This is a genomic window from Sinorhizobium fredii, from assembly GCF_002944405.1.
Taxonomy (GTDB): domain Bacteria; phylum Pseudomonadota; class Alphaproteobacteria; order Rhizobiales; family Rhizobiaceae; genus Sinorhizobium; species Sinorhizobium fredii_C.
On the sequence record NZ_CP024307.1, the window covers coordinates 2955019 to 2973821 of the forward strand.

General features: G+C 63.6%; 18 protein-coding genes and 1 pseudogene. 8 read left to right on the forward strand and 11 right to left on the reverse strand.

Annotated elements, in window-relative coordinates:
* Window positions 1-142 precede the first annotated feature (142 nt).
* A pseudogene (locus NXT3_RS14555) lies at window positions 143-2444 on the reverse strand (putative bifunctional diguanylate cyclase/phosphodiesterase).
* A gap of 419 nt (window positions 2445-2863) precedes the next feature.
* Between NXT3_RS14555 and NXT3_RS14560 the strand changes: the two are divergent.
* On the forward strand, window positions 2864-3619 hold the full coding sequence (locus tag NXT3_RS14560) for a gamma-glutamyl-gamma-aminobutyrate hydrolase family protein (RefSeq protein ID WP_097527635.1): 756 nt from the start codon (window positions 2864-2866) through the stop codon (window positions 3617-3619).
* 6 nt (window positions 3620-3625) lie between these two features.
* On the opposite strand, the gene NXT3_RS14565 is transcribed toward NXT3_RS14560, so the two are convergent.
* The 3 genes from NXT3_RS14565 to NXT3_RS14575 form a co-directional block, all read right to left on the reverse strand.
* Entirely contained in the window at window positions 3626-4588 is a 963-nt protein-coding gene (locus NXT3_RS14565) for a 2-hydroxyacid dehydrogenase (RefSeq protein WP_104840007.1), read from the reverse strand.
* Between the two features lie 69 nt (window positions 4589-4657).
* Window positions 4658-5680, reverse strand: coding sequence for a LacI family DNA-binding transcriptional regulator (locus tag NXT3_RS14570; protein WP_095677992.1), 1023 nt, complete (start codon window positions 5678-5680; stop codon window positions 4658-4660).
* A 100-nt stretch (window positions 5681-5780) separates the two neighbouring features.
* Window positions 5781-6284, reverse strand: a complete 504-nt coding sequence (locus NXT3_RS14575) for a MarR family winged helix-turn-helix transcriptional regulator (protein WP_037414389.1) — start codon at window positions 6282-6284, stop codon at window positions 5781-5783.
* Between the two features lie 113 nt (window positions 6285-6397).
* Here NXT3_RS14575 and NXT3_RS14580 point away from each other — a divergent pair, with 113 nt between their 5' ends.
* The 3 genes from NXT3_RS14580 (at window position 6398) to NXT3_RS14590 (ending at window position 9433) form a co-directional block, all read left to right on the forward strand.
* On the forward strand, window positions 6398-7189 hold the full coding sequence (locus NXT3_RS14580) for a creatininase family protein (RefSeq protein ID WP_097537901.1): 792 nt from the start codon (window positions 6398-6400) through the stop codon (window positions 7187-7189).
* A 111-nt stretch (window positions 7190-7300) separates the two neighbouring features.
* Entirely contained in the window at window positions 7301-8362 is a 1062-nt protein-coding gene (locus tag NXT3_RS14585) for a CobW family GTP-binding protein (protein ID WP_097527597.1), read from the forward strand.
* An 81-nt stretch (window positions 8363-8443) separates the two neighbouring features.
* The gene (locus NXT3_RS14590) at window positions 8444-9433 is read left to right on the forward strand and encodes a WD40 repeat domain-containing protein (protein WP_104839567.1); all 990 of its coding nucleotides are present in this window, start codon (window positions 8444-8446) and stop codon (window positions 9431-9433) included.
* A 139-nt stretch (window positions 9434-9572) separates the two neighbouring features.
* Here NXT3_RS14590 and NXT3_RS14595 read toward each other — a convergent pair whose 3' ends face one another.
* Complete coding sequence (locus NXT3_RS14595) at window positions 9573-10019, reverse strand: glyoxalase superfamily protein (protein WP_037414381.1); 447 nt, start codon at window positions 10017-10019, stop codon at window positions 9573-9575.
* Between the two features lie 279 nt (window positions 10020-10298).
* Here NXT3_RS14595 and NXT3_RS14600 point away from each other — a divergent pair, with 279 nt between their 5' ends.
* Window positions 10299-10931, forward strand: a complete 633-nt coding sequence (locus NXT3_RS14600) for a LysE family translocator (RefSeq protein ID WP_037414379.1) — start codon at window positions 10299-10301, stop codon at window positions 10929-10931.
* 85 nt (window positions 10932-11016) lie between these two features.
* Here the strand turns inward: NXT3_RS14600 and NXT3_RS14605 are convergent, their stop codons facing one another.
* Together NXT3_RS14605 and odc2 are read right to left on the reverse strand one after the other, a co-directional pair.
* Complete coding sequence (locus NXT3_RS14605) at window positions 11017-11607, reverse strand: GNAT family N-acetyltransferase (protein WP_097527598.1); 591 nt, start codon at window positions 11605-11607, stop codon at window positions 11017-11019.
* Between the two features lie 87 nt (window positions 11608-11694).
* Window positions 11695-12828: an ornithine/lysine decarboxylase gene (gene odc2, locus NXT3_RS14610; protein WP_104839568.1), complete on the reverse strand. Its 1134-nt coding sequence runs from the start codon at window positions 12826-12828 to the stop codon at window positions 11695-11697.
* 605 nt (window positions 12829-13433) lie between these two features.
* On the opposite strand from odc2, the gene NXT3_RS14615 reads away from it, so the two are divergent.
* The 3 genes from NXT3_RS14615 to NXT3_RS14625 all read left to right on the forward strand — a co-directional run bounded on the left by NXT3_RS14615 (window position 13434) and on the right by NXT3_RS14625 (window position 16122).
* Entirely contained in the window at window positions 13434-14327 is an 894-nt protein-coding gene (locus NXT3_RS14615) for a LysR family transcriptional regulator (protein ID WP_037414373.1), read from the forward strand.
* A 104-nt stretch (window positions 14328-14431) separates the two neighbouring features.
* Window positions 14432-15076 (forward strand): DUF1007 family protein, encoded by a 645-nt coding sequence (locus NXT3_RS14620; RefSeq protein ID WP_037414371.1) that lies wholly within the window; start codon window positions 14432-14434, stop codon window positions 15074-15076.
* Window positions 15070-16122 (forward strand): nickel/cobalt transporter, encoded by a 1053-nt coding sequence (locus NXT3_RS14625; RefSeq protein ID WP_104839569.1) that lies wholly within the window; start codon window positions 15070-15072, stop codon window positions 16120-16122. Before NXT3_RS14620 ends, NXT3_RS14625 begins: the two co-directional genes overlap by 7 nt.
* Window positions 16123-16243: 121 nt before the next feature.
* Here NXT3_RS14625 and NXT3_RS14630 read toward each other — a convergent pair whose 3' ends face one another.
* The 4 genes from NXT3_RS14630 to NXT3_RS14645 all read right to left on the reverse strand — a co-directional run bounded on the left by NXT3_RS14630 (window position 16244) and on the right by NXT3_RS14645 (window position 18761).
* Window positions 16244-16459: a hypothetical protein gene (locus NXT3_RS14630; protein WP_104839570.1), complete on the reverse strand. Its 216-nt coding sequence runs from the start codon at window positions 16457-16459 to the stop codon at window positions 16244-16246.
* Window positions 16456-17154 carry a GNAT family N-acetyltransferase gene (locus tag NXT3_RS14635; protein ID WP_037414366.1) on the reverse strand — a complete coding sequence of 233 codons (699 nt, stop codon included), beginning with the start codon at window positions 17152-17154 and terminating at the stop codon, window positions 16456-16458. The genes NXT3_RS14630 and NXT3_RS14635 overlap by 4 nt, the downstream gene beginning before the upstream one ends.
* 113 nt (window positions 17155-17267) lie before the next feature.
* Entirely contained in the window at window positions 17268-17966 is a 699-nt protein-coding gene (locus NXT3_RS14640) for a tellurite resistance TerB family protein (protein WP_037414364.1), read from the reverse strand.
* A gap of 156 nt (window positions 17967-18122) precedes the next feature.
* Complete coding sequence (locus tag NXT3_RS14645) at window positions 18123-18761, reverse strand: 2-dehydro-3-deoxy-phosphogluconate aldolase (RefSeq protein ID WP_104840008.1); 639 nt, start codon at window positions 18759-18761, stop codon at window positions 18123-18125.
* Between the last annotated feature and the right edge of the window lie 42 nt (window positions 18762-18803).

The following is an 18803-nucleotide window of genomic DNA, read 5'->3' on the forward strand; positions in this document are numbered from 1 at the left end:
AGGCGGTTAACCTATTGATGGGACGGCTGTCGGCAACAACAAAATGGCACAACTCACAATTAACGTTCTGTTAACCTTAACAAAAAGTAAATCGCCGTGGCGAACGGACGGCGAGCGGTGCACGACTGTAGCCTATTGGGGCTTAAGCGATCTGCGAGCGCGACGCTTTCGCGTTCCGTTTTCGGACGGGCGGCTTGCACAAGTCCCTGATCGCCGATGCCGGCATCGGCGCCGAAAACACGAAACCCTGGATCAGATCGGCACAGCGATAATCGTTGATGAGCTGCAACTCATCGACCGTCTCCACCCCTTCGACGACAGCTTTGAGACCAAGGGCACGGCCGAGATTGACTGCGCTGCACAGCAGCTTGAAACGGCGCGCATCGTCGCGGATGTTCCGGACGAAGGATCGATCGATCTTGATGATCGAGACGGGCAGCGCGTCGAGATAGCTGAGGTTCGAATAGCCGGTCCCGAAGTCGTCGATCGCAAGCGTCATGCCGAGCTCGCGCAACTCGTAAAGCAGCGACTGGCCCTTGGCCGGCTCATCCATCAGGCAGCTTTCCGTCACTTCGAGATGCAACCGAGCCGGGTCCAAACCTGTCTCGTCCAGAGCCTTGCCGACGATCTCGACGATCTGCCTGTCGCGAAGATCAAGCACCGACAGGTTGACCGAAACCGAGACGCCGGCTGGCCAGGTCGAGCAATCGCGGCAGGCCTGCCGGAGAACGAAGCAGGTGATCTCGGTCACGAGCCCCATCTCCTCCGCAAGCTGGATGAAGACGCTCGGCGGCACCGGCCCGCGTTCCGGGTGGGTCCAGCGCGCCAGAGCATTCGACGCGCGTCCCGTCGGGCGTGAACATCGGTTGGTAGGAGACACTCAGGGCGCCGGACTTGAGCGCTTCGCGCAGATCGCCCTTGAGCTTCTGCCGGTCGAGGTAGCGCGCATCCATCTCGGCCTCGAAAGCGGTGCACCCTCCCCTTTCGCGGGATTTCGTCTCCGCCAGCGCCAGGTCGGCCTTGATCTGCAGATCCTCGAATCGAAAAGCGCTGCTCTTGGCGATGACGAAGCCGGCGCTCATGGTCATGTAGAAGGTGAAGCCGCCGGCCTCGTAGGTGCCGCGCATCCTGGCGTGGACGTCGCGAATGCGCTCGTCGAGGTCCAGGCTGCTTTCCTTGTTGGGGAAGAAGACGACGAACTCGTCACCCATCAGCCGCGCCGCGATCGCGCCGCTGCCCGCGACATCCTTGAGGCGCTCGGCGATCGATTGCAGCAACTTGTCGCCGACCACGTGACCGCGTGTGTCGTTCACGTGCTTGAACTCGGCGATATCGATGAGCAACAGCCCGATATCGCGATCAGGCACAGTGTCGCCGGCGACCGCATTGTGCGCCAGCTCGAAAAGATAGTCACGGCTCGGCAGCCCGGTCAGCGTGTCGAAGCGCACCATCTGCAGGATCTGCTTTTCCGCATGAACCCGCGCCGTCACGTCTTCGAAGATCAGCACGATCTCGCCGTTCTCCCGCCGGCTCGCCGAAAATTCGAGAAGGTAATCCTCGGAAACGGGAACGAGTGCGCGCGACCGCTTTCCCTTGAGCAGGAGGTCGAGCCGGCGAATCATGGTCGCGGTCTTTTCCGCGTCCAGCGTCATCTCGCGGGCGCCGCGCCGGAGCACCTCGTCGAGGAGCACATCCCTAGTTTCCGCCTTGTCGCCGAGCTTCAGAAGCTCGCAGGCGCGCTCGTTGGCGACGACGATCCGGTTGTCGCCGTCCAGCATGAACAGGCCGTGCGTCATGTTGTTGAGGGCCGCGTCGAACTGCCCGTTGATCGATCTGATTTCCCGAGCGGCGAGGACATTGTCGTATAGAAAGGCGCGCACGTTGTTCGCCATCTTCCAAGTTGTGAAGATGAACGGCAGGATCAGGACCGCCAGTATCAGCATATAGGGGTCGCGCAGCGTCATGAGGCCGATGACGATCGGCAGGCAGGCCGACGACGACAGCAGCAGCACCGCGCGTTCGGAGCCGTAATTGCGGCCCACCAGCGATATCATCGAGGCAAGCGTCACGGAGATGCAGGCGAGTTCCGCGAAGGAATCCCGGCTGACGGCAATGGCATAGCCACAGGTGAGGCCACAGGTCAGCGTGACGCCGATGCCACCGACAATATATCGGTTTTCCCATCTTCTGACGACGGCGCGATCGGCATGAGAGAAATCCTCGCGATCGAAGCGCAGCATGTCGAGGTTGCGGAGAGTCCAGATGACAACGATCGCAACGGCGCAGCCGAGATAGAAGGGATCGGACGTCTTCATAAAGACGAGCAGAAAGGTCACGACGTGCGACAGCATGCCGATCACCAAGGCCCGGCGATGTTGGTAGAGCGAGCTTACAGACGACAGGTAGATGTCTGTCGGGAAAGCGCCCTGTTCATTGCGCGTCATGAACCAAGCTCCGGTCTGCCGGATTGTTAGAATTTGAGGACTTAAGGAATGATTTCGTCTAACTATCGAATATAGCTGCAGAACTCCAGAACTGGGGCAACTCGGTTTTCGTGTTTTCGGCAGAGATTCAACCTTCTCTTGCGGCCAGCTGCCAATAATGCACGGGTTTTGCAACCGCGCATAGGCATGCTTTAAGAAAATCGAAACCAACCGAACTTCCATGGTTGCTGGGCGGCCAACCGCTTCCGAAGAAAATGGTTAGCCGATTTTGAAGAAACGGCGCCGAATGCCTGTTGCGCGCCAGGAAACGACCGGAAAACTACTCCGGCAGGCCCTGCATGGCGCCCGCCTCTCTCCGTGGTTGACTTTGACCACGGTCTGGCGGCAAGGCTTTTCAGAACGATAAACGGAGTTTGATGATGCCGAAACCTGTCGTCGCCATACCCTGCGACTTTCGCGAATTCGACGGCAATGTCTGGCACGTGGTCGCTCATCAATATGTGCGTGCTGCCGTCGAGGGGGCTAGCGTCATGCCCTTCCTCGTTCCAGCGCTCGAAAGCGGCAATGACATCGATGAAATCCTCGATCGGGTCGACGGGGTGCTTGCCAGCGGCGCCCGCTCCAACGTCCACCCATCCCTTTACGGCCGAGACGCGACGGATGCGGATGGACCCTTCGATGCCGGCCGCGACGCGACCAGCCTCCCCTTGATCCGTGGGGCGCTCGATCGCGGCATTCCGCTGCTCGCCATCTGCCGCGGCATTCAGGAGCTCAATGTCGCGCTGGGCGGCACGCTCGCCACCGAAATTCAGGATCTGCCGGGCATTTCGGACCATCGTAAGCCGGACGTGCCCGATCTCGACATCGCCTATGGCATCCGCCAGGACGTGGTCGTCAAGGAAGGAAGCTGCCTCGCTCCCGTTCTCGGCACCGGGCGGATCCGGGTCAACTCGCTGCATCGCCAGGCTATCGCAGCCACCGCGCCCAGGCTCGCGGTCGAGGCGGTCGCAGACGACGGCACGATTGAGGCGGTGTCGGTCATCGGCGCCAAGGCGTTCGCCGTCGGCGTCCAATGGCATCCGGAATATTGGGTGCGCACCGACGGCCCCTCCGCCGCCCTCTTCAAGGCTTTCGGCGACGCGGCGCGCGGCTATCGGGAGAGCAAGGCGAAATAGCCGCTCCTAATGGCCCTTGCGCTCGAACGGCGTCTCGGCCACCGGCGTCAGCGCCCGTCCGGTGGAAAACCAAGCCTTCAGATTGTCGACGACCAGATCAGCCATGGCGTTGCGGGTGACGACCGACGCGGACGCCACATGCGGCAGCAGCGAGACGTTCGGGAGAGCGAGAAGCGCCTCCGGCACATGCGGCTCGTTCTCGAAGACGTCGAGCCCTGCCCCGGCGATGGTGCCGCTCTCGAGCGCCGCGATCAGGGCGGCCTCGTCCAGCGTCGAACCGCGGCCGACATTGATCACCACCCCTTGCGGTCCAAGCGCCGCGAGCACTTCCGCATTGACGGCCTTCGCCGTGCTCGCCGTCCCCGGTACGATGACGATCAGCGTGTCGACTGCCTCCGCCAGAGCCAAAAGGCTCGGGTAATAGGCGAAGGGCAGTTCCTCGCGCCGGCTGCGCGTGTGATAGGCGATCGGCACGCGGAACGCTTCCAGCCTGCGGGCGATCGCCAGGCCGATCCTGCCAAGGCCGAAAAGCCCGACACTCCGGCCCCGGAGCGACAGCGGCGACAGCGGAAACCCGCCGTCGCGAACCCACCGGCCCTGCCGCAGCCATTGCTCCGCCTGCGGCAGTTGCCGCACGGTGTTGAGGAGCAGCCCGATCGCCGTATCGGCGACTTCCTCCGTCAGAACATCCGGCGTATTGGTGACGACGATACCGCGCTCCGCTGCGCGGGCGACATCGACGCCGTCATAGCCGACGCCGAAATTCCCGATGATCTCCAGCCGAGGGAGGGAATCCATCAGTTCGTTCGGAAGACGACCCGAAACGGCGATGCCGACGACATCCGCCACGTCCGAAGTTACAAATGCCGCATCGGCACGCTCGATGCGCACAGTCTCGAACATCTCCGGCAGTCGCTCGAGGACGCGCGGGCTGATCTTGCCGGGCACGAGGATTCTAGGACGGCTCATCGAGGTTCCCTTTTCGGAGCGTCGCGAAAAATGCGGTGCCCGCATCCTGTTCCGACTCGGAGGAAAGGATCAAGCCGTTACCCGCAGCGGACCGGTCGACTGGCGGATGCGCATTTCCGGCTTGATCAGGTGGATGCCATCCGGCTCATGGCTGCCGGAAAGCTTGTCGAGGAGCGCGCGGGCCGCACTGCGGCCGACCTCCGCCTGACCGTTCCAGACGGTCGTCAGCGCCGGCGTGGCGATCGAGGCTTCCTCAAGATCGTCATAGCCGGTGACCGAAATATCGATGCCCGGCACGAGGCCGGCGCGGGCGATGCCGTTCATCATGCCGATTGCAACCAGGTCGTTCCAGCAAACCACGGCGGTGGGCTTCTGCGGCAGCGACAGGAGATGCACCGCCGCCTCGAAACCGCCCTGCTTCGAACGGGGCCCGGGAATACGCAGGTCCGGATCGACCTCGATATTCGCTTTGCGCAAAGCGTTGACATAGCCCTGGTAGCGGTCGCGCCCGGTCGAGGTCTGGTCGGTGCCGCCGACCATCGCGATGCAGCGGTGGCCGAGACCGATCAGATGGTTGGTGGCCAGCGCGATCCCGTAAGCGTCGTCCCCGCGAAAGATCGGCACGTCGAGGCCTTCGATCGAACGGGCGATCAGGATCGCCGGCATGCCGTTGTCCTCGGCGAGCTGAATATCCTCAGGTGGCGTGCCGATCGCCGGCGACATGATGACGCCGTCGCCGCCGAGCTGCAGCAACGTTTCGATGAAATCGCGCTGTTTCTCGACGGAATCGTAGTGATTGGAAAGAATGAAGGTCTGCTTGTCGCGATCGAGCTCCGCCTCGATCGACTTCAGGATCTCGCCATAGAACGGGTTCATGATGTCGTGCACGACGACGCCGATGATACCGGAGCGAGAGGTCCTGAGGCTCGCGGCGCGGCGATTGTAGATGTAGCCGAGAGCGCGCGCCTGTTCCTTGATCTTCTCGCGGGTGGCGATCGCCACGAGCGGGCTGTCTCTCAATGCCAGGGATACGGTCGCCGTCGAAAGGCCGAGTGTTTCCGCAATTGTCGAAAGCTTGACCTTCTGCGCCACCGTGCCCCCCGTTTGCCCGTCTATTGTGCCGGCCTGTTTTAAACCCTCTTTAAACTGTTTAAATCGCCGCTGCAATCGGGAATTGGCCATACGAGCTGCGTCAGTCGGCAGCACGCGCCGCCTGCAGGTTGCTGTCGACGACGCGCAGGAGTTTCAGAAGGGTGCGCACCTGCTTTTCAGTGAGGCCGCGCGTGGCGAGCTTTTCGGAATGCTGGCCGGCCTCGGCAATAGTCTGCAGGCGGTCGCGCCCCGGACCCGTCAGAAAGACCTTGGTCAGCCGCGCATCGTCTTCGTCCGGACGGCGCTCGAGGAAGCCCTGAGCCTCCATGCGGCCGATCGTGCGCGTCATCGTCGGCGCCTTGACGCCGAGTCTCGCGGCGAGCGCCCCAGCAGTCAGACCGTCCGTTTCGGCCAAGGCGAGCATAACGCCGTCCTGGCCGGCATAGAGGCCGCTCTCAACGAGGTTGCGGGAAAGCACGGTGCGCATCGAGCGGGCAGCCTGGACAAGCAGCGAGGCAAGGTCGTGGTCCTGCACGTCGGCATTCAGCTCGTCTCGCTTCTTGCCGTTCTTGCCCTTCTTTTCGGCTTTGCTCTTCTTGCCCATTGGACCTCCGGCCGAATCCCTGACACTGTCTTTATAGCAAGTCGGCTTGCGAATACGAACTGTATGACTCAAATAACAATTTTACGACAATCGCCACTGAGGACCGAACAGAAATGTCGCTGCCGAAGCCCCGCTGGGAGGACAATCCCGCCGATATTCTACCGGCCGAACGGCGCAACTGGATCGCCGTTCTGCCGCTCGGCGCACATGAGCAGCACGGGCCGCATCTCCCCTTCGAAACGGACCGGCTGATCGCCGAAGGCATCGTCGACCGCATCATTGCCGGCATGCCGGACGGACTGCCCGCAACCTTCCTGCCGGCCGAACCGGTCGGCTACTCGATCGAGCATATCGACGTTGCCGGGACTCGGACGATTGCCTATGGCGAAGCGATTGCGCGCTGGCTCGGCATCGCCGATGGCCTCAGCCGGTTGGGCATCCGCAAATTCGTGATGCTGAATGCGCATGGGGGCAATTCGCCGCTGATGACCGTCGTGGCGACCGAGGCACGCATTCGCTTCGGCATGCTGGCGGTCGCGACGAGCTGGACCCGTTTCGGACAGCCGGACGGCTGGATCGGACCCGATGAGAAGGCGATCGATATCCATGGCGGCGACATCGAAACATCGGTTATGCTGACCCTCCATCCGGACAAGGTGGACATGGCAAAGGCACGCAATTTCCCCTCCCGCCAGAGCGAGTTCCAGCAGCGTTTCAAGCATCTGCGCGCCTATGGCCCGCATGCCTTCGGATGGAAGATGGCGGACCTCAACCCGGACGGCGCGGCCGGCAACGCGGCCGCCGCCACGGCGGAGCGCGGCGAAGCTCTCCTCGGCCATGCGGTCACCGGCATCATCGAGCTGCTCAAGGACGTGCAGGCCTTCGACCCCGACGAGCTCGCGTGAGCGGATGACGGCGGCGAAAAGGCGCGCCGCACATTTGCGCATCGCTGCGTCATCTCCTATATGAACCCCAACGAAGATGCCCGCGGCGCATCGCCAATCCTCGAGGCTCCCATGACCGAAACGACCACGCAGAAGCCGATACCCGTCACCGTGCTCACGGGCTATCTCGGCGCCGGCAAGACGACGCTCCTCAACCGCATCCTCAGCGAAAACCACGGTCGCAAATATGCGGTCATCGTCAACGAATTCGGTGAGATCGGCATCGACAACGACCTGATCGTCGAGTCGGACGAGGAAATCTACGAGATGAACAACGGCTGCGTCTGCTGCACGGTTCGCGGCGACCTGATCCGCGTCGTCGAAGGGCTAATGCGCCGTCCCGGCCGTTTCGATGCGATCATCGTCGAGACCACCGGCCTTGCCGATCCGGTGCCGGTCGCGCAGACCTTCTTCATGGATGACGACGTGCGCGCCAAGACCGAACTCGACGCCGTTGTCGCACTCGTCGACGCCAAGCATCTGCCGCTCCGACTGAAGGACAGCCGCGAGGCGGAAGACCAGATCGCCTTCGCCGATGTGGTGCTGCTCAACAAGACCGATCTCGTGACCCCCGAAGAACTCGAGCGCATCGAGGCGACGGTCCGGGTGATCAATCCCTCCGCCCGCATCTACCGGACGCAGCGCTCCGATATCGATCTCGGCAAGGTCCTCGACCAGGGGGCATTCAATCTGGAAAAGGCGCTGGAGAACGATCCACATTTCCTCGACCAGGACGAGCATGACGATCACGTCTGCGGCCCCGACTGTGATCACGACCACCATCACCATCACCATCACCATCACCACGATCATGCCCCGTCGCCGATTCACGACGTGACGGTGCAGTCGATCTCCTTGCGTGGCGGCGAGATGAATCCGGAGCGCTTCTTCCCCTGGATCCAGAAGATCACCCAGACGGAAGGACCGAACATCCTTCGCCTCAAGGGCATCATCGCCTTTGCCGGCGACGCCGAGCGCTATGTGGTGCAAGGCGTGCACATGATCATCGAGGGCGACCACCAGCGGCCGTGGAAGGATGGCGAGAAGCGCGAGAGCCGCCTCGTCTTCATCGGCCGCGACCTCGATCGCGAGAAGCTCGAGCGCACCTTCAAGGCCTGTGAAGTCCAGGCATGATCCTCGAACACCACGGGTCATGCCGTTGAGATCCGCGCCTCCGAACGAAATCATGCTGAACGAAGAAAGCCCGACTATCTGATGCCGACCGTCGCTCCGCTCGATCTCGAAGGCCACGTCGTCGGCGTCGCCTTTCTGAAGGACATTCCCTTTTTCGCCGGGGCCGCCGGCACCATCCACCGTCTGGACCAGGGCCACAAGACGACCGACCTGCACGACGGCCTGCTGTCGCTCGCCAATGACGAAGCGACCGATACGCTCTTGACCGGCGGCGAGGACGGCAAGGTGATGCGCGTTGCGGCCGACGGCACGGCGAGCCTCGTCGCCGAGACACCGCGCAAATGGATTGCCCAGGTCGCTGCCGGCCCGCAAAAGGCGGTCGCCTATGCCTACGGCAAGACGAGCTATGTCCGCCTTGCCGACGGCACCACGAAGGAATTTTCAGAAGAACGCACAGTCGAGGGCATCGCCTTCGCCCCGAAAGGGCTGCGGATAGCGGTTGCGCGCTACAATGGCGTGTCGCTGCATTGGGTGGGAATGGCCGGCCAGCCGATCGATCTCGAATGGAAGGGCGCCCATACCGGCGTCACCTTCTCCCCCGATGGCCGTTTCGTCGTCACCACCATGCAGGAAAATGCGCTGCATGGCTGGAAGCTTGACGCGAAGCCCGGCGCCGAGGCGCGCCACATGCGCATGACCGGTTACCCGGCCAAGGTGAAGTCGCTCTCCTGGTCCGCCAAGGGCAAGTGGCTCGCCTCCGCGGGCGCCCCGGCGGCGATCGTCTGGCCCTTCCAGGGCAAGGACGGGCCGATGGGCAAGGCGCCGCTCGAACTCGGCACCCGCGGCAACACGATGGTGACGACGGTCGCCTGCCATCCGGCCGAGGACATCGTCGCGATCGGCTATGAGGACGGCATGATCCTGGCTGCCCGCTTCGCCGACAGCAAGGAAGTCCTGCTGCGCCGCCCCGGCAAAGGTGCGATCACCGCGATGGCCTGGAACGGATCCGGCCGCCAGCTTGCCTTCGGCTCGGCCGCCGGTGATTGCGGCGTGGTGGATCTGGCGGCATAGCCTGCCTCACGGTGTCGGGGGAAAGCCTTCTAGCCGTTCCAACGGGGAGAGGGAACGGAGAGAACGCCGCGAATCCCCTTCGCCCCGCTGGCGGGGAGAAGGTCGCGGCAACTGGATGAGGGGCTGCCCCCGCAAATCCTCACCACTCGAGCTCCAGATGCGGCCTTCCGTTCGACGTCCTTTCGACCGTGCGGCCGCTTTCGTCGACGGTTGCCGTCACCCTTTGCCGGAAGGCCGAGAAGCTTTCGAACGTGACGACATCCACCGGCTCATCGAACTTGAACGTCAGCCGGTAATGGCCCGGCTTCGCGGTCAGCGCCTGGGCTGATAGGATTTCGCCCTTGAAGGGCTGTCCGAGGTAGCGGCCTCTGACCCGCGCGCCCAGTATCCACGGGTTGAAGGGCGGCCGGTTACCGACAGCGGCACAAAGGGTGTTCCAATCTCGATAGCCGTATTGCGCGGCGATCAGTTCGAGGGCTTTCGAGTGGCCAATCTGCTCGCCTTCGGCGGAAAGCCGGGCGCGCAAGCGTTTGGCCTGATCCTTCAGTGTCTCCAGAGATGGGAGCGCGCGTGATTCATGCGGCATGACAGGGTCTCCTGCTACGGCATGCGCTCATTCGGATGGGGGTCCGCATTGCCATCGGTTCGCATGCCGTTCCGGCGTGACCGTGTCGCAAGGAGGGACTTCACCAAAGCTTGCGCTCGCGGACGGCAGGGGCCCTCGCCCGCGGTCTGCATAAGCGGATCCGTGTGCGCTGTCAAATGTGCTGGTCCGGCTTGCGGTTCGTGAGCTTTCGACCGTGCAATTCTTCGTTGCAGCGATTTCGGAGATGTGGAACGACTGTAGGCGCGAGAGGAGATAGCCATGAACGAGACGACCATCCTTGCATTCGCCGCCGTCGCCTTTATCGGCATCGCGACACCGGGACCGACCGTGCTCCTGGCGCTGACCAACGGGTCGCGCTATGGCGTCCGCCGCTCCGGCTACGGAATGATCGGCGCGATACTTTCGGACTTCGTGCTGATCGGCGCCGTGGCGCTCGGCCTCGGCGCGCTGCTCGCCGCATCCGAATTCTGGTTCTCGGTGGTCAAGTGGCTCGGCGCCGCCTATCTCGCTTTCCTCGGCGTCACGCTGCTGCGCTCCCAAGGCACGCTCGATGTCTCGCAGGAGCCTCAGGGCACCGGAGCCTGTACGCGGCGCGCGATCTTCCTGAAGAGCTTCCTCGTCGCCGTCACCAACCCCAAGGGCTATCTGTTCTTTTCCGCCTTCCTGCCGCAATTCATCGACGTGGCGCTGCCACAAGCACAGCAATACGCCGCGCTGGCCCTCGTCTTCGCCTCGATCGATTTCATGGTGATGTTCGGCTATGCGCTGCTTGGTTCGCAGGCCCTACGCTTCCTGAAGCGCTCCGGCGCGGTCTGGTTGGATCGCGTCTGCGGCGGCGCGTTGCTGGCGCTTGCCGGTTCGCTGGCATTCTATCGTCGCGCCACCACCTGACACAGCTCGCAAAACGCGACAACGCCCCTGCCTCGCGGCAGGAGCGCTGTTCGTTGTCCGCCTCCGCAGGGTGAGAGGCGGAAAATCAGGCGGCGCGCTTGACCGGCGGCAAAGCGAGCTTCCGGCCGCTGGCGACGAGCATGCCGACGGCGCCTTCCAGCCAGTCTTCCTTGAGCTCGAGCGCCAGGAAACGGTTGCGCTCGAACGGGCCGGGCATGACGAGATGCTGCGTCCGATCGGCGAAGAAGCCGAAGCGCTCGTAGTAAGCCGCGTCGCCGACAAGCAGGACCGCACCGTGGCCGCGGTTCTTCGCCTCCTGGATCGCTACCCGCATCAGCATGCCGCCGATGCCCTTGCCCTCCTGCGCCGGATCGACGGCAAGCGGGCCGAGGAGCAGTGCGGGGACGGCGTTGCCCTCCCGGTTCACACCAGCCTCGACGTTCCAGAGACGCACGGTGCCGACGACGTGGCCGTCGGCGTCGCGGGCCACCAGGGCAAGCCCCTCGGCCGGCACGCGGCCGCGGCGCAACTTCTCAGACGACTTCCTGCGGCGGCCGGGTCCCATGGCCCGGTCGAGCAAGTTTTCACGCGCGACGACGTCGCCCGGGTTTTCCGAGTCGATTACAAAGGTGGATGGCGCGAAGAACGCGCGCAGGGTGTCAACAACAGCGGCCATCGGGGCCTCCCGTCATCAAAACCGCTTCAGGCGGACCAAGGATGATTGTGAAGTCGCCGCTCCCGCTTGAAGCGGGAGCCGGCAGGATCAGATCACATAGGCCTTCAGCGGCTCGAAGCCATTGAAGGCGACGGCCGAGTAGGTGGTCGTGTAGGCGCCTGTGCCCTCGATCAGAACCTCGTCGCCGATCGTCAGCGAGATCGGCAGCGGGTACATGTTCCTCTCGTAGAGCACGTCGGCCGAATCGCAGGTCGGGCCGGCCAGCACGCAGGGCTCCATCGCGTCGGCGTCGCGCGCCGTGCGGATCGGGTAGCGGATCGCCTCGTCCATCGTCTCGGCGAGACCGCCGAACTTGCCGATGTCGAGGAACACCCAGCGATGGCTGTCGTTGTCCGATTTCTTCGAGACGAGAACGACCTCCGCCTTGATCACGCCGGCATTGCCGACCATGCCGCGGCCCGGCTCGATGATCGTCTCCGGAATGTTGTTGCCGAAGTGCTTCTTCAGCGCACCGAAGATCGCCTGGCCATAGGCTTCGGCCGACGGAACGTCCCGGAGATACTTCGTCGGGAAGCCGCCGCCCATGTTGACCATCTTGAGCTCGATGCCCTGCTTGGCAAGCTGCACGAAGACCCGCTTGGCATCGGCGAGCGCCGCATCCCAGGCGTCGAGCTTCGTCATCTGCGAGCCGACATGGAACGACACGCCATAGGAAACGAGGCCGAGCTGGTGGGCGTAGACGAGCACGTCGACGGCCATCTGCGGCACGCAGCCGAACTTGCGCGACAGCGGCCATTCGGCGCCTTCGCCATCGGTCAGCACGCGGCAGAAGACACGGGCGCCAGGAGCGGCGCGCGCGACCTTCTCAACCTCTTCATGGCTGTCGACCGCGAAGAGGTTGATGCCGAGCGCGTGAGCGCGGGCAATGTCGCGCTCCTTCTTGATGGTGTTGCCATAGGAGATGCGAGCCGGGGTCGCACCGGCATCGAGCGCCATTTCGATTTCGGCGACCGATGCGCAATCGAAGTTGGAGCCGAGACCGGCGAGCAGGCGCAGGATCTCCGGTGCCGGATTGGCCTTCACGGCGTAGTAGATGGCGCTATCGGGCAACGCGTGACGGAAAGCCTTGAAATTGTCGCGCACGATGTCGAGGTCGACAACGAGGCAGGGGCCTTCGGGTCGTCGGGTGTTGAGGAAGTCGATGATGCGTGCGGTGGTCATGGCTATATTCCCCGATCCATTAGACTCCACAACTGTGGAGGACAAAGGGCATACGCGCGCTTGCACTGGAACCAGCCGGTGGAGACCCCGGAACCATGCATGCGCTCGATGCGCGAACGATGAATCGAAGCCCGCAAAGGCTAAGATTCGGCTTTGTCTGCCATGGATTGGAGGGAATAACCCAACCGCACTTCCGGCAATGAAGGTGTGCCTCTTCAGTAACCCCGGCTGTTGGAGAGCCGGCAGACACCAGAAAGGCCCGCACCGTCGTTGCTTCAAGATGTCCTCGCATTTCCCGGTTGGCCGGAATAGCGACTGGAGGGGTTAGTTCCAGGTACCTTACCGAGATCCTCACCTAATCGAGGGTCGGCGGACACCCACAGGCACGTGCGACTTTGGGCAAGGGCGTAGGTAAGAAAATTCGCTGTCGTAATCAAGAGTTTTTTGCCGCTTCGCCGCTAATTTTTTCTGGACCGGGCCAGAGCGGGCGTGTTCACTTTCGATGAACGACTGCAGCCGCGCCGGTGCGCGCCGCGGAGACAACCTAAGCCGGGGATTCGGCGGGGCTTTGCGGCTCCGCGCGGGTCAGATGAGAAAGACGAATCATGGACACTTTGACCCGCATCCGCGCCTTCATCGATGTCGTGGACGCGGAGGGCTTTTCGGCGGCCGCCCGGCGCGTCGGCAAATCCAAGGCATTGCTGTCTAAATATGTCCGCGAACTCGAAGACGAGCTCGGCGCCCTGCTCCTCAACCGGACGACGCGGCAATTCTCGCTGACCGAGGCCGGGCACACCTATTACCGCTCCGCCTCCGAAATCCTGAAGGAGATCGACAATCTTGCCGATCTCGTCCGCGCCAACAATTCCGATCTGCGCGGACGGCTGCGAATCACCGTGCCGCGGACCTTCGTCGATGCGGAGATCGGCCAGTCGTTGATCGACTTCGGCCGGCAGCACCCGGAACTGTCGCTGGAAATCGTTTCCGACGATCGCTTCATCGACCTCGTCGAGGAGGGCTTCGATGTGGCGATCCGCATCACCCGGCTCGAGGACTCGACGCTGATCGCCCGCAAGCTCGACGACTTCCAGGTGCTGGTCTGCGCCTCGCCGGACTTCATGGCGAAGGCCGGTCCCTTCGCGCATCCGAGCGAGCTCTCGAAGATACCCTGCATCCTCGACACCAACGGCCGGTCCTACTCGAACTGGCGTTTCATCGAGCCGGACGGGTCGCCCTTCTCGGTCCCGGTGAGCGGTCCGATCGAGGTCAACAGCCCGCTTGCGGCAGCCCGCGCCGCGGTGACGGGCATCGGGATCGCGGTCCTCCCCGATTTCATCGCCCGGCCGAGGGTCCAGTCCGGCGAGCTCGTGACGCTCTTCGACGACTACCTGCCCAAGGACCGCGGCATCTATGCCATCTATCCGCACCGGCGCTATCTGCCGACGAAGGTGCGGACTTTCGTCGATTTCCTGCATGGCTGGTTTCGCAAGACGCAATGAAGGCGCCCAGCGCTTTGCCCCGCGAAGTCCCAATTCCGTCCCATTTGCGGTACATTCCGGGGCGATTCGTACGGTCCGCTTCGACCGAAAAGGAATCCCGCTCGATGAACACACGACGCCTCGTCCTGGCCGGCCTCATGACCCTGCTGACGCCCGGGCTCGCCGCCGCCCATCCGCACATCTTTGCCGAGGCGCGGCTGGAAATCGTCTCCGACGAACAGGGCAACATCGGCGAGTTGCGCAATGTCTGGCGCTTCGACGAGCTGTTCTCGGCAAGCGTCGTGCTCGACTTCGATAAGAACTCCAACGCCACGCTCGATCCGGAGGAACTGAAAGAGGTCGGCCAGACTGTGCTGGAGTCGCTTTCCGAGTACAACTACTACACGACGATCTTCGACAACGGGAAATCCGTGAAGGTCAATCGGCCCGACGGCATCACCGTCGACTACAAGGACAACCAGCTCTTGATGATGTTCGCGGTCAAGCCGGCCGAGGCGATGCCGCTCAAGGGCAAGCTCTCTTTCGGCGTCTACGACCCGACCATGTACACGGCGATGGACTTCCCGACCGACGATGACCTGACCGTCATCGGTGAGAAGATCGAAGCGTGCAAGCATCAGGTGGTGCGGCCGGACCCCGACGAGGTGCTGGCCGAGAACAAGGACACGCTCACCGACGCCTTCTGGAACGATCCGACCGGGACCGACATGTCGAAACTCTTTGCAACCAGGATCGAGGTCACATGCTGAACCTGCGCAGGATCGGCGGTCCGCTCGCCGCCGGCCTTCTGCTGGCGGCCCTTTCGGCGACGCTCGCAATGGCGCAATCGCCGCTCGGCATCGGCTCCGCCGAGCCTTCGATCCAAGCGACGGGCCTCTTCGGCGGGTTTTTCGCCTGGGTGAACATGGAGCAGCAAAGCTTCTACCGGCTGCTGACCGAGGCACTCAAGGGCATGCGCGAGAACCCCTGGCAGCTCTGGTCGCTGATCGGCCTTTCCTTCGCCTATGGCGTCTTCCACGCGGCCGGCCCCGGCCACGGCAAGGCGGTGATCTCCTCCTATATGATCGCCAACGAGACGGAACTGAAACGCGGCGTGCTCCTGTCGTTCCTCTCCTCGATCCTGCAGGGCGTCGTCGCGATCCTGCTGATCGGCGCCGTCTATCTGGTGCTGCGCGGCTCCTCGATCAACATGACACGCGCAACCCATTCGCTCGAGGTCTCAAGCTACGCGCTGATTGCCGCCTTCGGCGGCTGGCTGGTGTTCCGCAAGCTGCGATCGATGATGCGGCCGGCCGCCAGCGACCACGCCCACCGCGAGCACGCTCATCACGATCATGGCCACTATGATCACGGCCATCACGGCCACGATCATTCGCATCACCACCATGAGCACCCCCACTCCCATGACGCCGGCGAGGTCTGCGCCACCTGCGGCCACGTCCACGCGCCGGATCCGCAGATGCTCAAGGGCGACCGCTTTGCGCTCAGCGAAGCCTGGTCGGCGATCGTCGCCGTGGGTCTACGCCCCTGCTCCGGTGCCTTGATCGTGCTTTCCTTCGCGCTCCTGAACGGCCTCTACCTCGGCGGCGTGCTCTCGGTCTTCGCCATGTCGATCGGCACCGCGATCACCGTCTCGATCCTCGCCACCCTCGCCGTCACCGCCAAGGGTTTCGCGCTCCGCTACGCCTCCAGCCAATCGGCCGCGGCCCGCCTCTCGAACGGCATCGAGATCGCCGGCGCGCTGCTGGTGCTGGTTCTGGGGCTTGTTCTGCTGGGGGCCGCGCTGCAAGGCTGATCAGGAGAATTTCAGCCGAGGCGGCCCCTCATCCCGCTGCCGCGACCTTCTCCCCGCACGCGGGGAGAAGGCTAGGGTGAGGGGCAATCACTTGCATCAAGGCGGCTTTGCGCCGGCAGTATCAAAGCCCCTTCCGCCGCTGATGTCGGGCGCGCAGCCAGAAGAGCAGGAAGAAGCCGAGCACGAAGAGGGCCCCGACGCCGGCGGCGAGCCATGGGGAAATGTCGCCGAGCCGCACCATGATCGACGGCAGCACGAAGAAGCCGATGCCGACGACCGCCAGGATGATGGCGGCGGCGGTCGCCGGCGACTTATCCTTCTTCTCCGGCGTGTTCACGCTTGCTCCCTTGCCGCGAGGTCCGCGCGGATGTCCTCCAGCCGCCGCTTCTGGCGCCCCTCAGGATCGAAATTCTCCGGCGAAAGCCAGGCCTCGAACGCCGCCTTGAGGAGCGGCCATTCGCTGTCGATCATCGAAAACCAGGCCGTGTCGCGATTGGCGTGCTTGGAAATCATGTGCTGGCGGAAAATGCCTTCGAAGGTGAAACCGAGCCTGAGCGCCGTGGTGCGGCTCGGCTGGTTCTCGCTGTGGCATTTCCACTCGTAGCGGCGATAACCGAGGTCCTCGAAAACGTGCCTCGCCATCAGATAATGCGCTTCCGTCGAAAGCGGCGAACGCGACATGGCCGGTCCGTGCGCGACGCCGCCGACCTCGACGACGCCGTTGGCGGGGTCAGCACGCATATAGTTCGCCATGCCGACGACCTTGCCGGTCGCCTTGTCGCGAAACACCTCGGTGATCCATCCGGACTTCGTCTGGACCGCCGAGAGCCAGGCGTCGAAGGCCTCGATTCCCGAAAAATCGTCCTGGGTGAAATATTTGAGCAGCGGGTTGATCGCTAAGCCGCCGAAGGCGTCGTGCCAGAGCGGATCGAGATGCGCCGCCCGGTCATAGGGCTCCACCCGGACATATCGGCCCTCGATCGAGACCGGCTGCGGCGCCGGGCATCCCTTCCACTTGGCAAGATCGCGCATCGATCACTCCTGCGTTGCACTTGCTTCGCAATAGGACAGACGCCGGCCGGTTTCAAATTCAAACTGGTGATCGAACCATGAGCGGAACGGATGTGCTCCGCTCCGCCTGCGGCCTAAATGGAAACCTTCGCCGCGGACACCGTCGCCTCGATATGGTCGACAAGCGCATCGGCAAGTCCAAGCCGTCCGGCTAGAAGATCGAGGTAGCCGCGCTCCGCCCGGCCGTCCGGCTCGATTGCAAGCCGCGACGCCGTGTAGATCTCGACCCGCTCCTCCTCCGTCTTGCCGGCAGCGACGATGGCGTCCAGATCGATCGGATCGGCGAGCTCTTTTTCAAGGAAAGCCGCGGCATCCGCCGAAAGACCGGAAAGGGAGAGCTTGTCCAGGATCCGGCCGCGCTCGGTTGCGTCGATATGGCCATCCGCCCGGGCTGCAGCGATCATGGCGCGAACGAGCACCAGCGCGAAGTCGTTGCTGAGCGCTTCCGGTGCCGCGAAGCCGGAATCGGCCGGCGGTGCGGGGAGTTGTGCGGGTGCTGAAGACGCCGGTTGCGGCGCCTGGCCGGCCTGGTAGTTCTTGTAGGCCTGATAGCCAAGGCCGGCGATCGCCGCCAAGCCGCCGAGAACAGCCGCATTGCCGGCCAGCGTGCGTCCCGACTTCGTGCCGAGCAGCACGGCCGCGATCGCGCCGGTCGCCAGAGGATTGTCCTTGGCGAGCTTGGTCACCTGGTCGGCGCGGCCGCCGACCGTGCCGCCGGCGCCGGGCATCTGCGAACCCAAGAACTGATCCAGCAATTTCTTCGCGTCGAACATCGGCCTCGCTCCTTAGGTTTGACGCGCGGAAGCTTTCGCCTCACCGCGTCGTTGCGGTGTGAGACATAGGAACCGCGAGGCGAAAATACAAATACGCCCCGGACACGAAAAAGCCGGACAGGAGCCCGGCTTCTTGTGAGTTGCCTGTTTGGCCTGTTATCCTTTGAGGGCGAAGGCCTCGGCGGCAAGCTTGGTAATGCCGGCCCAGTCGCCCTTCGCAACCAGCTCCTTCGGCGCCACCCAGGATCCGCCGACGCAGACGACGTTCGGCAGCGAAAGATAGTCGCGCGCATTGGCGAGCGAAATGCCGCCGGTCGGGCAGAACAAAGTGCCGGCAAGCGGCGAGGACAGCGACTTCAGATAGGCGGCACCGCCGGCCTGTTCGGCCGGGAAGAACTTCATGACGTCGTAGCCTTCCTCGCGCAGCCCCATCACTTCGCTGGCCGTTGCCGCCCCCGGCAGCAGCGGCACCGCGTGGTCATTGGCGACATCGATCAGCTCCTGCGTCGTGCCGGGAGTAACGATGAACTCGGAGCCGGCCTTCACCGCCTCTTCGAACTGCGCGGCGTTGAGGATGGTGCCGGCCCCGGCAACGGCGCCCTCCACTTCGCTCGCCACGGCGCGGATCGCCTCGAGCGCCGCCGGCGTGCGCAGCGTGATCTCGATCGCCTTCAGGCCGCCTGCCACTAGCGCGCGGGCGAGCGGCACAGCGGTTGCCGCATCGTCGATCACCAGCACCGGCACAACCGGTTGCAGCTTGAGGATGGAAAGAAGCTTGTCGGTCTTCGCACTCATGCCCGCGTCCTTTAAAACGATTGAATCCGCCCCTCGCATACT

Excerpts from the sequence above, each read along its gene's own strand:
- NXT3_RS14560 (WP_097527635.1), top strand. The coding sequence starts at position 2,864 with ATGCCGAAACCTGTCGTCGCCATACCCTGCGACTTTCGCGAATTCGAC.
- NXT3_RS14565 (WP_104840007.1), bottom strand. The coding sequence starts at position 4,588 with ATGAGCCGTCCTAGAATCCTCGTGCCCGGCAAGATCAGCCCGCGCGTC.
- NXT3_RS14575 (WP_037414389.1), bottom strand. The coding sequence starts at position 6,284 with ATGGGCAAGAAGAGCAAAGCCGAAAAGAAGGGCAAGAACGGCAAGAAG.
- NXT3_RS14580 (WP_097537901.1), top strand. The coding sequence starts at position 6,398 with ATGTCGCTGCCGAAGCCCCGCTGGGAGGACAATCCCGCCGATATTCTA.
- NXT3_RS14585 (WP_097527597.1), top strand. The coding sequence starts at position 7,301 with ATGACCGAAACGACCACGCAGAAGCCGATACCCGTCACCGTGCTCACG.
- NXT3_RS14590 (WP_104839567.1), top strand. The coding sequence starts at position 8,444 with ATGCCGACCGTCGCTCCGCTCGATCTCGAAGGCCACGTCGTCGGCGTC.
- NXT3_RS14595 (WP_037414381.1), bottom strand. The coding sequence starts at position 10,019 with ATGCCGCATGAATCACGCGCGCTCCCATCTCTGGAGACACTGAAGGAT.
- NXT3_RS14600 (WP_037414379.1), top strand. The coding sequence starts at position 10,299 with ATGAACGAGACGACCATCCTTGCATTCGCCGCCGTCGCCTTTATCGGC.
- NXT3_RS14605 (WP_097527598.1), bottom strand. The coding sequence starts at position 11,607 with ATGGCCGCTGTTGTTGACACCCTGCGCGCGTTCTTCGCGCCATCCACC.
- odc2 (WP_104839568.1), bottom strand. The coding sequence starts at position 12,828 with ATGACCACCGCACGCATCATCGACTTCCTCAACACCCGACGACCCGAA.
- NXT3_RS14615 (WP_037414373.1), top strand. The coding sequence starts at position 13,434 with ATGGACACTTTGACCCGCATCCGCGCCTTCATCGATGTCGTGGACGCG.
- NXT3_RS14620 (WP_037414371.1), top strand. The coding sequence starts at position 14,432 with ATGAACACACGACGCCTCGTCCTGGCCGGCCTCATGACCCTGCTGACG.
- NXT3_RS14625 (WP_104839569.1), top strand. The coding sequence starts at position 15,070 with ATGCTGAACCTGCGCAGGATCGGCGGTCCGCTCGCCGCCGGCCTTCTG.
- NXT3_RS14635 (WP_037414366.1), bottom strand. The coding sequence starts at position 17,154 with ATGCGCGATCTTGCCAAGTGGAAGGGATGCCCGGCGCCGCAGCCGGTC.
- NXT3_RS14640 (WP_037414364.1), bottom strand. The coding sequence starts at position 17,966 with ATGTTCGACGCGAAGAAATTGCTGGATCAGTTCTTGGGTTCGCAGATG.
- NXT3_RS14645 (WP_104840008.1), bottom strand. The coding sequence starts at position 18,761 with ATGAGTGCGAAGACCGACAAGCTTCTTTCCATCCTCAAGCTGCAACCG.